Source organism: Streptomyces sp. NBC_00377 (genome assembly GCF_036075115.1).
Taxonomy (GTDB): domain Bacteria; phylum Actinomycetota; class Actinomycetes; order Streptomycetales; family Streptomycetaceae; genus Streptomyces.
The window spans coordinates 2,765,501-2,779,872 of sequence record NZ_CP107958.1 but is presented as its reverse complement, the minus strand read 5'-3'; the positions used below and the strand labels follow the sequence as shown (position 1 = coordinate 2,779,872).

The 14,372-nt window shown below is 73.5% G+C and carries 8 protein-coding genes; 5 read left to right on the top strand and 3 right to left on the bottom strand.

The annotated features are described in order from the left end of the window. The first annotated feature begins 24 nt into the window (after positions 1 to 24). Positions 25 to 1,443, top strand: a complete 1,419-nt coding sequence (locus OHS71_RS12390; protein ID WP_328479447.1) for an NAD(P)/FAD-dependent oxidoreductase — start codon at positions 25 to 27, stop codon at positions 1,441 to 1,443. A 124-nt stretch (positions 1,444 to 1,567) separates the two neighbouring features. Then, positions 1,568 to 2,020, top strand: coding sequence for a hypothetical protein (locus OHS71_RS12385; protein WP_328479446.1), 453 nt, complete (start codon positions 1,568 to 1,570; stop codon positions 2,018 to 2,020). A gap of 183 nt (positions 2,021 to 2,203) precedes the next feature. Here OHS71_RS12385 and OHS71_RS12380 read toward each other — a convergent pair whose 3' ends face one another. Next, the gene (locus tag OHS71_RS12380) at positions 2,204 to 3,907 is read right to left on the bottom strand and encodes a PucR family transcriptional regulator (protein WP_328479445.1); all 1,704 of its coding nucleotides are present in this window, start codon (positions 3,905 to 3,907) and stop codon (positions 2,204 to 2,206) included. Positions 3,908 to 4,456: 549 nt separating this feature from the next. Further along, on the bottom strand, positions 4,457 to 6,835 hold the full coding sequence (locus OHS71_RS12375; RefSeq protein WP_328479444.1) for an ATP/GTP-binding protein: 2,379 nt from the start codon (positions 6,833 to 6,835) through the stop codon (positions 4,457 to 4,459). A 237-nt stretch (positions 6,836 to 7,072) separates the two neighbouring features. On the opposite strand from OHS71_RS12375, the gene gabT reads away from it, so the two are divergent. The 3 genes from gabT (at position 7,073) to OHS71_RS12355 (ending at position 11,107) form a co-directional block, all read left to right on the top strand. After that, a complete protein-coding gene (gene gabT, locus OHS71_RS12370) occupies positions 7,073 to 8,407 on the top strand; it encodes a 4-aminobutyrate--2-oxoglutarate transaminase (RefSeq protein ID WP_328479443.1) in 1,335 nt (444 codons plus the stop codon). A 444-nt stretch (positions 8,408 to 8,851) separates the two neighbouring features. Then, positions 8,852 to 9,622, top strand: a complete 771-nt coding sequence (locus OHS71_RS12360) for a phosphatase PAP2 family protein (protein WP_328479442.1) — start codon at positions 8,852 to 8,854, stop codon at positions 9,620 to 9,622. A gap of 39 nt (positions 9,623 to 9,661) precedes the next feature. Next, on the top strand, positions 9,662 to 11,107 hold the full coding sequence (locus OHS71_RS12355) for an aldehyde dehydrogenase family protein (RefSeq protein WP_328479441.1): 1,446 nt from the start codon (positions 9,662 to 9,664) through the stop codon (positions 11,105 to 11,107). Between the two features lie 163 nt (positions 11,108 to 11,270). On the opposite strand, the gene OHS71_RS12350 is transcribed toward OHS71_RS12355, so the two are convergent. Further along, positions 11,271 to 14,141 (bottom strand): glycoside hydrolase family 3 C-terminal domain-containing protein, encoded by a 2,871-nt coding sequence (locus OHS71_RS12350; RefSeq protein ID WP_328479440.1) that lies wholly within the window; start codon positions 14,139 to 14,141, stop codon positions 11,271 to 11,273. Positions 14,142 to 14,372 lie beyond the last annotated feature (231 nt).

Genomic DNA, 14,372 nt, shown 5'->3' with positions numbered 1-14,372 from the left:
AAAGCCCTGTAGGGAGTTGGAATCATGGCCCCTGGCGCCATGAACCGGTGGATCACTTCTCTTTCCGACGCACAGCCGGTCCCGTACTGGCTGGAAGATCCCGGCAAGCCCCACCCCGAGCCGGCGCTCACCGGCCCCGAGACCTGCGATCTGCTCGTCGTCGGCGGCGGTTACAGCGGACTGTGGACCGCGCTCGTCGCCAAGGAGCGCGAGCCGCAGCGGGACGTGCTGCTGCTGGAGGGCCGTGAGGTGGGCTGGGCCGCCTCGGGCCGCAACGGGGGCTTCTGCGCGGCCTCCCTCACCCACGGCCTGCCCAACGGGCTGGCCCGCTGGCCGGAGGAGATCCACAAGCTGGAGGAGCTGGGCGCGCGCAACCTCGACGAGATCGAGGCGGCGATCGCCCGGTACGGCATCGACTGCGACTTCGAGCGCACCGGCGAGATCGACGTCGCCACCGAGACGTACCAGGCGTGGGAACTGCGCGACTGGTACGAGGAGCTCGAGGGCAAGGGCCTCGCCGACGGCATCGAGTTCCTCGACGCCGACGCAGTGCGCGAGCAGGTCGCCTCGCCCACCTTCCAGGCGGGTCTGTACGACCGCCGGGGCGTGGCCATGCTCCACCCCGCCAAGCTCGCCTGGGGCCTGAAGCAGGCGTGCCTGCGGCTGGGCGTCCGCGTCCACGAGCACACCCCCGCCCTGACCCTCAAGCCCTACGGCGCCGGAATGGCCGTGGGCACCCCCTACGGGCAGGTGCGGGCCCGGCAGGTCGCGCTCGGCACCAACATCTTCCCGAACCTGGTCAGGCGGGTGCGGGCGTACACCGTCCCGGTCTACGACTACGCGCTGATGACCGAGCCGCTGACCGACGGGCAGCTCGACTCGATCGGGTGGAAGAACCGGCAGGGCCTCGGGGACTCGGCCAACCAGTTCCACTACTTCCGGCTGTCCGCCGACAACCGGATCCTGTGGGGCGGCTACGACGCGGTCTACCCCTACGGGGGCCGGGTGCGCGCCGAGTACGACGACCGGCCGCAGACGTACGCCAAGCTCGCCGGCCATTTCTTCGGCTGCTTTCCGCAGCTGGAGGGCGTGCGCTTCACCCACGCGTGGGGCGGGGCGATCGACACGTGCTCGCGCTTCTCGGCTTTCTTCGGCACGGCGCACCAGGGGAAGGTGGCGTACGCGGCCGGGTACACCGGCCTGGGCGTCGGGGCCACCCGCTTCGGGGCCGAGGTGATGCTGGACCTGCTGGCCGGGGAGAGCACCGAGCGGACGTCGCTGGAGATGGTCCGCAAGAAGCCGCTGCCGTTCCCGCCCGAGCCCTTCGCCTGGACAGGCATCGCCCTCACCAAGTGGTCGCTGGCCCGCGCCGACGCGCACGGCGGGCGGCGCAACCTGTGGCTGAAGGCGATGGACAGGCTCGGGCTGGGCTTCGACAGCTGACCGGTCCGGTGCGGGCTGATCCGGTTCACTCCAACGGGTTGCCCCGACCCGCGTAATGCCCGCCGTGAATCCCCCTCTCCCTCGTGGACGCGACCGCGCGTCCACGTGAAAGGGAGGTCTTCTCATGGCTGGGGCGAAGACGGCTGTCGACTGGCTGGCAGCCGTCGCACCGGATCCCGAGGCGTGCCGCTGGGAGTGGGAGCGCAACCCCCTGGGCGTGGCGCTGCTGCCCGCGGGCAGGGCCTGGGACGTGCTCACCCTGCCGAGTGAGCTCGGCTATCCCACCCTCGACGTACTCACCCGGATCCTCGGCCGGCCGGGCCCCGTGCTGGTCGACTTCGGGGACGACCGCATGGGCTTCTTCGTGCCGCCCGGCACGGCCGCCCGCTGGCTGGGCACCGGTATCCGCACCGCCGGGACCGGCACCTGGATCGTCGTGCCGTACCCGGGCCGCTCCACCCGGGGGGTCCGCTGGCTGGTGCAGCCGGACGGCTCCGGAACCCTGACCGACCCCTCGCTCCTCGAGCTGGCCATGCACGAGGCGGCGGCGGGACCGGCCAGCGGAACGGACGGCTGACCGGCCGGAGGCCTCCGTCGTGTTTCCCCGGCCCCGACCGGGCCGGGACGGGCAGCCACCCCGGCCCCGGACCGCAGGCACGAGAGATCCCTTTCACGTCGGCCGCCCGCGCGGCCGACGCGGACGCCCACGGCGACGGCCCTTCCCCGTCTCGCCGACGCCTGCTCCGTCGTCCGCCGCGACCTACTCCGCAGACGTGGCCTTCAGCGCCAGCCACAGCTCCATCCGGACGTCCGGGTCGTCGAGGGAGCGGCCGATGATCTCCTCCACCCGGCGCATCCGGTAGCGCAGAGTGTGGCGGTGGACGCCCAGGTCGGCCGCCGCCGCGTCCCACTGGCCATGGCGGGAGAGCCAGGCCCGCAGGGAGGCGACCAGGTCGCCGCGGCCGGTCGCGTCGTGTTCGTGCAGAGCACGCAGCAGGCCGTCCGCGAACGCCTTCACCGCGTCGTCCGCGAGAAGGGGAAGCACGGAGCCCGCCGCGAGCTGCTCGTGCTCCACGAGGACCCGGCCCCGGCGCCGCGCCACCGACAGCGCCTGCTCGGCCTGCTTGTACGCCGCCGCGGCCGCGATCGGACCGGCCGGCGCGGACAGACCCACGACAAGTCCCTCCTCTTCACCGGGGCCGCCGGGACCGTGCCCGGCGGTCCCGGCGGCCCGCGCTCCCTCCAGCCCCGCCGCGTACTTCGCGCACGCCGCCACGGCGGCGCCACCGTCGGTCACCAGCGCCACCAGCCGCTCGCCGTCGGGCACCACCAGCGCGGCCTCCCCCGCCCGGGCCGCCGCCGACTCGACGACCTCGGTGAGACCGCCGAAAGGGTCCTCGGCCCCGGCCCCGGCCACGGCGGCCTGCTGCCTTGTGTCGGCCACGGGCACGCGCGCGTGCCCGGTCCCCTCCGCGTGTGAGCGCGCCGCCGCGGCCGGCGCCGAGTCGGCGACGATCACCCGGAACGGGGCGTCGAGCAGACCGCCGTACAGGTCCCCGGCGACGGCCCGCGCATGGTCCGGTTCGCCCGCCAGCAACATGCGCAGCACCGCCGCCCCGATCCGCTGCTGCGCCGCGTACAGGGGGCGGGAGCGTTCCGTGGTGAGGGTGAGCAGGGCGATGGCCGAGTGCACGGCGTAGCGCTCGGCGGTGCCGGGCGCCGAGGCCGTGCCGACCGCGAGCGCCGCGCGCGGACGCCGGCCCGTGCCCAGCGAGTGCAGCTCGACCCGGTCGTCGGATGCGGACTGTTCCGGTCCCGCTCCGCCACCGCCGCCGACCACCGCCGAGGCCGGGGCCGGCCGTTCGCGCAGCCGCTCCACCTCCGCCGTGAGCCGCGCCGCCCGCCGGCCCGCCCACTCCGGCGCGGCCGCCACGACGGCGCCCGAGGCGTCGTACAGGGCCGCCCACCCGTCGACCTGCGCGGCGAGCGCGCGGAGGAGTCCCTGCGGGCCGTCCGTCAGCGCTTGCTTCGTCAGCTCGCGCTGGGCCGCGAACCCGGCCGTCACCGCCCGGTACTGGTCGGCGGCGATCGCCGCCGACACCGCCTTGCTGATCGCGAGGAAGGGGGTGCGGCGGGGCACCTCCAGCAGCGGCAGGCCCTCCTCCTCGGCCGCGTCCACGAGCGCCTTCGGGATCTCCTCGTAGTTCACGCCGACGGCGAAGCCCAGCCCGACAACCCCGGCCTTGGCCAGCCGCCGCACATAGCGCCGCATCGCCTCCGGGTCCTCCGCGTCCAGCTTGAGCGCGGTGACCAGCAGCAGCTCCCCGCCCTCCATGTACGGCACGGGGTCCGCGAGTTCGCTGACGTGGGCCCAGCGCACCGGCACGTCCAGACGGCCCTCGCCCGCCCGCACGGTCAGCTTCAGCGCGGAGTGATGGACGAGCGAGGCGAGCGTGGGAGGCATGGGCCCTCAGGTCGGGGGAGCGATCGGCGGTGATCGGCGTGACGGGCGGTGTGATCTTTTGGCCGCCGTGTATGAACGGCCTCACCCGATTCTGCCTCACTGTACGGCCGGCCGACGCGCCTTCGGCCCGACGGACCACCGGACCCCGGACGAGCCCAGGGCGCGAAGGACCACCGGACTCCGGACGCGTGCTCGGCTCGGCAGGTCACCGGCCCCTGGACGCGCCCCCGGCTCCGCGGATCACCGGACTCCGGACGCGTGCTCAGGCTCGCCGGACCCCGGACCCCGGACCCCGGACCTCGGACGGGCTCTGGGCTCGTCAGGCCACCGGCCCTTGGACGCGTCCTCGGCTCCGCGGATCACCGGACTCCGGACGCGTGCTCAGGTTCGCCGGACCCCGGACCCGGACGGCCCCTGGGCTCCGCAGGCCACCGGGTGCCCTGGACGCGTCCTCAGCCCTGCCGGGCCGCACCCCGCACCCTCTCAGCCCCGCCGGGCGGCAACCCCGCACGCCCTCAGCCTCGTGGACCACCGAACCCGGGCGCGTGCTCAGCTCCGCAGGTCGACCATCAGCGGGGGCGCGTGCTCGCCCCGCACGGTCGTCAGGGACAGCACCGCGTGGCCGGGCGGCACCTCGTGCGCCAGCCGGGACGCCGACCAGCGCTCCCGCTCGACCTGGCGGACGGTCACCGCGTCCGTGGTCACCGCCCTGCCGGTCACCAGCTTGCGCAGCGCGTGGATGGCGCGGGTCATCGGCTGGTCGGCGAAGACGGTGTGCTTGGCGACCTCCGTCGTCTCCACCCACTCGGTGCCCCAGGTCTGCGCGAACCTGCTCCCGTCCCAGGTGGTGACGCCGGAGAACGCCATCCGGCAGCCGACGGCACCGTACAGCGGCCCGTGCAGCGCCTCCGGGACGTCGCCGACCGTGCGCAGGGCCAGCACCACGCCCGCGTTCTGCGAGCGCAGCCGCTGGAGCCGGCGCACCGACCCCTCGGTCACCGCGCCCGTCGCGTCGTCCAGGACCAGACAGGCGAAGTGGTCGCGCCGTTCCCGTACGACGGTCTGGAACTGGGCCAGGACCAGCCGGGTGATCAGCCGGGCGGCCTCCTCGTGACCCCGCTCGGGCAGGTCGACGCGGACCCGCAGCGGATGGTGGGCGACGGCGCGCAGCGAGAACGCCCGGTGCGCGTTGCTGCCGCCGCCGAAGAACTCCGCGAACACCGGGCGGTTCAGCAGCGACAGCCGGTCCGCGAGGGCCCGCCCCGCGTCGCCGGGCGTCCCGGTCTGCCGGACGCGGGCCTCCAGCTCGCGCCGCATCACCTCGTCACCGGCGAGGGCCTCCCGGAGCGCCGACAGCGCGGCCGGCTCGCCCTCCAGGAGTTCGCGCAGCTCGGGAAGGGTGGGGAAGCATCCGTGGACGGTCCGGTAGGGGCCCAGCAGCTGGGCGAGCGCCGTGGTCGCGCTCTGGGCGCTCACCGTGTCGAGGTCGCCGACCAGCGCCTCGGCGAGGATCGCGGCCGCCTCGTCGGGATCGTCGGACTCCGCGTACGGGTCCAGGTCGTGCACGGACGACGGGTCGCCCATCCGGACGATCACGTCGAACGCGGAGTCCGAGCCGAGCGGTCCGCCGCCGGGCGAGGACACCGCGACGACGGCGCACGCCCCCGTGAGCGCCTGGAGGGCCAGCGCCTCGGTCAGCGGCTCGATCAGGGTCCTGGTCTTGCCAGACCCGGACGGCCCGACCGCCAGCAGCGAGGTGCCCAGCACGTCCGGGCCGAGCGCGGCGCCCGCGTCGTGATAGCCGTCCGTGCGTTCGGCTGCCACCCAGCGGCCCACCCGCACCTGACCGGTGAGCAGGTCGTGGCGCGCGCTGCGCCGGGGCAGGTCGCGGGCGCCGGAGGGGTGCGCCCAGGCCGCTCCGCCGTGCCGCAGCACGGTGTCCCGGAAGTCCGGGAGCCCGGCCGTCCACGCCCGCCGTACCCGCACACAGTCGACGTCGTTCATACGGTCGGCGACGACCTCGGCCGTCAGCAGCTCGGCAGCCTCGTACTGCCCCGCGTCCCGCAGCTCGGGCCACTGGGTGCGGGGCCGCTCGGCCGCCGGCACGGCCTGTCCGGGGCCGGCCCGGCGGGCGGCGAGTCGTTCCTTCACGTACGGCGACCAGCCGCCGAGCCGGGCGAAGGGCCACACCACCAGCAGCGTGATGGCCGCGTACAGCGCGTTCGTGAACAGGGGGGAGGCGAACAGCTCGTAGCTGCCGGAGATCAGCACGATGAGCGAGAACAGCGGGTCGACGACGGGCAGGGCGTCCCAGCCGACCCCGAAGGCCCCGGGGAACACGAAGCTCAGGGCGGCGAGGGCGAGCAGCAGGGCGAGAAGGGCCCGCCCGGGCTGCGGCCGGCGGCCGACGAAGTGCCGCACCGCGTGCGGCCAGCTGCCCAGCCGGCCCATGGCGTAGAGGAGGACGGCGAAGAACACGCCGTCGTAGACCACCCGCGCCTCGGCGCCCTCGTTGGACTTCGGGGACGCGATCGTGCCGCCCCACCACCAGTCGCCCGGGGTGAACAGTCGCAGCAGGGTGAACTGGTACGGCAGGCCGCCCCGGCGCCACAGCGACCACAGCACGAGTGCGATCACCAGCGGGACCAGCATGCCGACGACCGTCACCGGCGCGAGCCGCTCCGTGGCCCGCGCGGCCTTCGGCGGCCGGTACCCGAAGCGCCAGATGCCTGTCCGCGCCGTGGGCCGCTCCTCGTCGAGCCATTCGGCGACGCCGGACGAGGCCCGCGGTGCGGGCGCGGCGGCGGGCGGCACGCCCGGCGCCCGGTCCGGCCGCGGCGGCGTCGAGGGCGGCCGCGGCGGCCCCGCCGGGCGCGGCACAGGATTCGCATGCGTACCCCGCGCGTCCTGCGTCCCGTCGCTGTCCATCGCCCCTGCCCCCTGACCAGCCGTTCCGTCCACCACCAGCGAGTCAATCTAACGCGCCCGCAAGGGGAGTTCACCGCTTACGCGGCCGGGCCTGTGACGATCACCGTCCGAGGGCACTGTCCATGACGGACAAGCCGACCCGCCGACACCGCCCACATGGAGCATGCCCACCCCCCACTCGCCGTCCTAGCCTGCGAGAACAGAAGGAAAGCGTCCGCAAAACCCCAGGAGCCCCTCATGACCGCCCTTCCGCAGGAGCGCCGCATCGTCACCGCCATCCCCGGCCCGAAGTCGCAGGAACTTCAGGCCCGCCGCACCGCCGCGGTCGCGGCCGGCGTGGGTTCGGTGCTCCCCGTCTTCACCACGCGCGCGGGCGGCGGCATCATCGAGGACGTCGACGGCAACCGCCTGATCGACTTCGGCTCCGGCATCGCCGTGACGTCCGTCGGCGCGTCCGCCGAGGCCGTCGTGCGCCGGGCCACCGCCCAGCTCGCCGACTTCACCCACACCTGTTTCATGGTCACCCCCTACGAGGGCTACGTGGAGGTCGCCGAGGCCCTCGCCGAGCTCACCCCGGGCGACCACGCCAAGAAGTCCGCGCTGTTCAACAGCGGCGCCGAGGCGGTCGAGAACGCCGTCAAGATCGCCCGCTCCTACACGAAGCGGCAGGCGGTCGTCGTCTTCGACCACGGCTACCACGGCCGTACGAACCTCACCATGGCGCTGACCGCGAAGAACATGCCGTACAAGCACGGCTTCGGCCCGTTCGCGCCCGAGGTCTACCGCGTCCCGGTCGCCTACGGCTACCGCTGGCCGACCGGCGCCGAGAACGCCGGCCCCGAGGCCGCCGCGCAGGCGATCGACGAGATCACCAAGCAGGTCGGCGCGGACAACGTGGCCGCGATCATCATCGAGCCGGTGCTCGGTGAGGGCGGCTTCATCGAGCCCGCCAAGGGCTTCCTCCCGGCCATCCGCGAGTTCGCGTCCGACAACGGCATCGTCTTCGTCGCGGACGAGATCCAGTCGGGCTTCTGCCGCACCGGTCAGTGGTTCGCCTGCGAGGACGAGGGCATCGTCCCGGACCTGATCACGACGGCCAAGGGCATCGCGGGCGGCCTGCCGCTCGCCGCCGTGACCGGCCGCGCCGAGATCATGGACGCCGCGCACGCGGGCGGTCTGGGCGGCACCTACGGCGGCAACCCGGTGGCCTGCGCCGGTGCGCTCGGCGCGATCGAGACGATGAAGGAGCTCGACCTCAACGCCCGGGCGAAGCACATCGAGGCCGTCATGAAGGGCCGCCTCACCGCCATGGCCGAGAAGTTCGAGGTCATCGGCGACATCCGCGGACGGGGCGCCATGATCGCGATCGAGCTGGTCGAGGACCGTACGACGAAGAAGCCGAACCCCGGGGCGACCGCCGCGCTCGCCAAGGCCTGCCACCAGGAGGGCCTGCTGGTCCTGACCTGTGGCACCTACGGCAACGTGCTGCGCTTCCTGCCGCCGCTGGTCATCGGCGAGGACCTGCTGAACGAGGGCCTCGACATCATCGAGCAGGCTTTCGCGCGCATCTGAGCGCGGAGCCCGCACAGCTGATTCCCCTCGGCCGCACAGCGTGTGAAGAACGTGTGCGAGGAGGATGGCGGGACGGGATACGGCCTGTCTTACCGCCGGTCACTGCCGTAAGTTCTCACCAGATGAGAGATACACCCCGTCCACAGGGGACTGTGGACGGACACCGGGCCGGGGCCTCCCCAGCTTCGACCTGGTCGTGCCCTCGCGCACACAACCGGAGTTTCCGGCTTCGGATCTCCACACCGATCGGACGGCCGCCCGCCCCAAACCCCCCGGGGCGGCCGGTTTCCGGTCCGGACGGCCACCCCGGAACCACGCCCCCTGTTCCGGGGTGGCCGACCTCCTTCTCGGGCGCTGACCACGAAAAGCGGACCCCGGACTCGATCCGGGGTCCTATTTTCGTCCCGGTTCGTCGGGCCGGCCGCTCCTGACAAGCTGGGCTCCATGTCGTCCCCCCTCCGCCCGCCGACCGAGGACCCTCCCGCCACGCGGGGGACCGCGGCCTGGTGCGCAGTCCTGCTCGGTCTGCCCGCCCTCCTCTTCGCCCTGATCACCTGGCAGGTCGCCGTCGACGGCCCCCTCCTGCGCGCGGACGAGCGCCTCAGCCGCGCACTCGTCCACCCGGACCGGGTCTCGGAGCTGCTGTCCGACCTGGGGAACGTCCAGATCGCGGTGCCCGCGCTGATGGTGGTGGCGGTGTACGTGGTCCGCAGGGCGCGGGCTGCCGACGCGGAGCGGTGGTGGGTGCCGTCCATCGCCGCGCAGGTCCTGCTGGCGGTGGTGCCGCTCATCGTCGTACCCCTGAAAGAGTGGACCGAGCGGTCCGGTACGCCCGCGGTTCCGCCGGCCACCGGCTACTTCCCCTCCGGGCACACGGCGACGGCGGCCGTCGCCTACGGCTCGGCGGTGCTGATCCTGCTGCCGTGGCTCCTCACGGCGTTCGCCCGACGCCTGGCCGTTGCCACGGGCGTTCTCCTCGTCCTCGCCGTCTCCTTCGGGCTGGTCCGGCGGGGCTACCACTGGCCGCTGGACGTCGTGGCCAGCTGGTGCCTGTGCACGGTGCTGCTCGGCGCGCTGTGGCTCTTCCTGAGGAAGGTGCGGGGCCGACCGCGCCAATCCGGCGCGCCTGAGCCGTCCACCCGTACGAGTCGGACAAGCGACCCTTCCGCTTCGCCGCCCTACGGTGGAGCACGAAAACCACAGGACACCCCCTGAGCGGAAGGGCCGGGACTCGCAATGCCGCAGGAAAAGAACGTGGGGGCCACCCACGCCTTCTGGCTCGCCGGCCGCCAGGCCACCGGCGAGGACAGCTTCGACGTCACCTCCCCGTGGGACGGCCGGCTCGTCGCCGCGGTCAGCGTGCCGACGGACGCGCAGGTCGAGGAGGCCGTGGCCGCCGCGTACGCCGTGCGGGACGAGTTCGCCGCCACCCCGGCCCATGTGCGCGCCGCCGCCCTCGACCACGTCAGCAAGCGGCTCGCCGAGCGCACCGAGGAGATCGCCCGGCTGATCTCCGCGGAGAACGGCAAGCCGATCAAGTGGGCGCGCGGGGAGGTCGGCCGGGCCGTCTCCGTGTTCCGGTTCGCCGCCGAGGAGGCCCGCCGGTTCAACGGGGGCGAGGCCCAGCGCCTCGACACCGACGCGGGCGGCCAGGGGCGTCTCGCCCTCACCCGGCGCTTCCCGAAGGGTGTCGTGCTGGGCATCGCGCCGTTCAACTTCCCGCTGAACCTGTGCGCCCACAAGGTCGCCCCGGCGATCGCGGCCGGCGCGCCGATCATCCTCAAGCCGGCGCCCGCGACCCCGCTGTCCGGCCTGATCATCGGTGACCTGCTCGCCGAGACCGAGCTGCCGGCCGGCTCCTGGAGCATCCTGCCGGTCTCCAACGACCGCATGCCCGCCCTCGTGCAGGACGAGCGGCTGCCGGTCATCTCCTTCACCGGTTCCGAGAAGGTCGGCTACGCGATCATGGACTCGGTGCCGCGCAAGCACTGCACCCTGGAGCTGGGGGGCAACGGCGCGGCCGTCGTCCTCGGCGACTTCGCGAGCGACGCGGACCTCGAATGGGCCGCGACCCGCATCGCGACCTTCTCCAACTACCAGGGCGGCCAGTCCTGCATCTCCGTGCAGCGGGTGATCGCGGACGCCTCCGTCTACGACCGGCTGCTGCCGCGCATCGTGGCCGCCGTCGAGGCCCAGGTCACCGGCGACCCGGCCGACGACCGTACCGACGTCGGCCCGCTGGTCAGCGAGGACGCGGCCAAGCGCGTCGAGACGTGGGTGGACGAGGCCGTCGCGGCGGGCGCGTCCCTGCTCGCGGGCGGCAAGCGCGACGGCGCCTCCTACGCGCCGACGGTCCTCACCGACGTACCGGCCGACACCACCCTGGCCTGCGAGGAGGTCTTCGGACCGGTCCTCACCGTGACGAAGACGGACGGCGAGGCCGAGGCCTTCGCCGCCGTCAACTCCTCCAAGTACGGCCTCCAGGCGGGCGTGTTCACGCACGACCTCCAGGCCGCCTTCCGCGCCCACCGCGCGCTGGAGGTCGGCGGTGTCATCATCGGCGACGTGCCCTCCTACCGTGCCGACCAGATGCCGTACGGCGGGGCCAAGCAGTCCGGAGTGGGCCGCGAGGGCGTGCGGTTCGCGATGGAGGACTACACGTACGAGCGCGTGCTGGTCCTGACGGGCCTCGCGCTCTAGGGCGGGACCCGTGCGGCAGGGCGGGCCGGGCCCCGCGCTCCAGTAAATGGGAACCATTTTCATCTAACCTGGGATCCGGCGCTCGATCGCCGTCCCCGAAGGGGTCCGGCACCGATGCCTTCCGGTGCCGGACCCCCTCTTCGTGCCGGCTTCCTCCGGCCCCTCAACCGGAGAAGCCGACATGCGCCAGCCGCAGTGGGCCGCGCAGTCCGATGCGCAGATCGCGGATGCCCTCGGCGACGAGGGCCGCGTCGGCGGTGACGTGGTCGTAGGGCCCCGCCGCGGCGACCGTCAGTGTGGCCAGGACAGGGCCGCCGTCGAGCGACAGCTCCACCGTGCCCTGGCCCGCCGCTGTCACCGTCACGCCCGTCGTGCCGTTCTGCGTGCCGAAGTCGCAGGCGCGGTAGACCAGTTCGGCCGCCCCGCCCGCCATCGGCGTCACCGCGTCGCCCGACACCTTCGTACGGTCGACGATCTCGGCGCCGCTCTGCTCGTCGAAGTCGGCGGCCTCCAGGCCGCGTCGGCGGACCGGCCGCGGGAGGGACGGTTCACCCTCGAGCGTGACGGTCGTGTGCAGCCGGACGTCCGCGCTGGACGCGCCGACCAGGAACTCGTACGGGCCTGACTCCACCCGCCACCGGCCCTGCGCCACGTCCCAGAAGCCGAGGGCGGACAGCGGGACCTCGAAGGAGAGTTCCGCCCGGGCGCCCGGGGCGAGCGTGACGCGGCGGTGGTCGAGCAGCTCGCGCCGGGGCCGGACGACCGAGGGGTCCACGGCACGGACGTAGAGCTGCGGGACCTCGTCGGCCGTCAGGTCCCCGGTGTTGGTGACCGTGCAGGAGACCCGCGCCCTGCCGTCCTCGACCCGTGCCGCCAGGTCCGCGTAGGAGAACGACGCGTACGACAGGCCGTGTCCGAAGGGGAACAGCGCGGCGCCCTCGAAGTAGAGGTAGGTCTGACGGGCGCCGATGACGTCGTAGTCGAGGAGGCCGGGCAGATCGGCGTCGTCGGCGTACCAGGTCTGGGGGAGTCGTCCGGCCGGGGAGACGTCACCGGCCAGCACGCGCGCGAGGGCGGTGCCGGCCGCCTGGCCGCCGTGCGCCGTCCACAGCACCGCGTCCGGACCGCCCGGCTCGATCGCGTACGGATACGCCGACACCAGGGTCAGCACCGTACGCGCGTTCGCCGCCCGGGCGGCCGCCAGCAGCCGCGCCTGGTGGTCGGGCAGCCGCAGCGTGGTGCGGTCCTCGGTCTCCCGGCCGTGGATGTGCGGGTCGTTGCCCGCCACGACCACGACCACGTCGGCCCCGGCCGCGACCCGGGTCACCGCGTCCGCGCCGGACTCGACGAGGACGATCCCGAGGGCCTCGGAAGTCTCCTCGCCGGGACCGGCAACCCGGACGCCGTCGGCGGCGACACAGACAGGGCGACCCGTGCCCAGGTGCCGCAGGAGGTGACCGTCGCCGTGGGTGTTCCCGTCGGCGTCCGCGTGCGGCTCCAGGCGGAACGTCTCCTGGACGATCCAGCCGCCGGGCTGGTCGGCGGAGGCGCGCAGGAAGCCGTCCTCGGCGACGGAGAGGTAGCGGCCGTCGGGGGCGCGCAGCGTCAGCACCCCCTCGCCCCAGTCGACGAGCGCGAGCTCCGTGCCGGTCGCGTCCGTCGTCAGTGGCGGCAGATCGGTGCGGCCCGCGAGCAGCGCCGGGTCGAGGGCGCCCTCGGCGCCGCGTACCCCGTCGAAGGCCCCGGGGGCGGTGGGGACCTTCAGGAAGGTTCCCGCGGAGGTCCTCAGCAGGACCCGGTCCACACCCTCCGCGAACTCCACGCGCTCGGCCCCGAACCGCTCGTACAGGCCCTCCAGCGGCGTCGAGCGGTGCAGCAGAGTGCCGCTGTACCAGTCGAGCTTGCACTCGTCGGCGAGCAGGCCGACCACCGCGATCCGGGTGTCGGCGGCCAGCGGCAGCACACCGTCGTTGCGCAGCAGCACGATCGCCTGCTCGGCGGCCTCCCGGGCGAGGGCGCGATGGGCCGGGCTGTCGAACTCGCCGGCATCCGCGTGCGGGTCGTGGAGCGGGTCGAACTCACCGAGCCGGAAGCGGACCGAGAGCTGGCGGCGGACCGCCGCGTCGATGTCGGCCCGGGTGAGCAGACCCTGTTCCAGTGCCCCCTCGATCCGGGCGACGATCTTCGAGCTGTCCGTGCCGTGGTCGGTGAAGCTGTCCACACCGGCGACGAGCGCGGCCGCCGTCGCCTCCTCGTGGGTGTCGAAGTAGTGCTCGGAGTCCACCAGGTTGGAGGGCGCGCCCGCGTCCGAGCAGACCAGCAGCTCCTCCTGCGTCCAGGTGCGCAGGTGCTCGCGCAGATACGGCGAGACATGGTTGGGACGGCCGTTGACCAGGTTGTACGCCGGCATCGCCCCGGCCACCGCGCCCGCCTCGACGCATGCGCGGAAGGCGCGCAGATCGTACTCGTGCAGCACGCGCGGGCGGACCGAGGACGAGGTGACGTCCCGGCCCGTCTCGTTGTTGTGGGCCAGCCAGTGCTTGAGGACCGGAGCCGTGCGCCAGTACGTGGGATGGTCGCCGCGCAGCCCCCGCGTGTAGGCGGTGGCGATGGCCGAGGTGAGCTTCGGGTCCTCGGAGTAGCCCTCCTCGTTACGGCCCCACAGGGGGTGGCGCAGCAGGTTGACGGTGGGGGACCAGACGTTGAGGCCCACCCGTTCGTCGCGGGCGCGCATCGCCCGGACCTCCTTGGACACGGCCTCGCCGACCCGGCGCACGAGGTCGGTGTTCCAGGTCGCGCCCAGACCCACGGCCTGCGGGAACACCGTCGCCGGGCCCATCCACGCGACGCCGTGCAGCGCCTCCTGGCCGGTGCGGAACGCGGCGATGCCCAGGCGCTCGACGGCGGGCACGAACTGGTGCAGGAAGGAGACCTTCTCCTCGGGCGTCAGCCGGGACAGCAGATCGTCGATGCGCTTCGCGAACGGCAGCTGCGGATCGCGGAAAGGCGGCGTGGGCGGCGTGTGTGCGGTCACGTGGGGATCCCTTTGCGATGGAGCGGAGGGCGCTTTCGAAGCGCTTCGATGCTCATTCGACGGCGGGGTGGGTGTCAAGGGGACCCGACTGCTTTTCAAGCAGCGCATGCGAACAGGTCGCCCCGCACACCCGCGAGGAATGTTGGGAACGACCCTTGTGCACCCCAGGGTGTTCACTTAACCTCGCAGCAACATCGAAGCGCTTCGACTGCGAACACCGTGACACTGCGT

Excerpts from the sequence above, each read along its gene's own strand:
- OHS71_RS12390 (WP_328479447.1), top strand. The coding sequence starts at position 25 with ATGGCCCCTGGCGCCATGAACCGGTGGATCACTTCTCTTTCCGACGCA.
- OHS71_RS12385 (WP_328479446.1), top strand. The coding sequence starts at position 1,568 with ATGGCTGGGGCGAAGACGGCTGTCGACTGGCTGGCAGCCGTCGCACCG.
- OHS71_RS12380 (WP_328479445.1), bottom strand. The coding sequence starts at position 3,907 with ATGCCTCCCACGCTCGCCTCGCTCGTCCATCACTCCGCGCTGAAGCTG.
- OHS71_RS12375 (WP_328479444.1), bottom strand. The coding sequence starts at position 6,835 with ATGGACAGCGACGGGACGCAGGACGCGCGGGGTACGCATGCGAATCCT.
- gabT (WP_328479443.1), top strand. The coding sequence starts at position 7,073 with ATGACCGCCCTTCCGCAGGAGCGCCGCATCGTCACCGCCATCCCCGGC.
- OHS71_RS12360 (WP_328479442.1), top strand. The coding sequence starts at position 8,852 with ATGTCGTCCCCCCTCCGCCCGCCGACCGAGGACCCTCCCGCCACGCGG.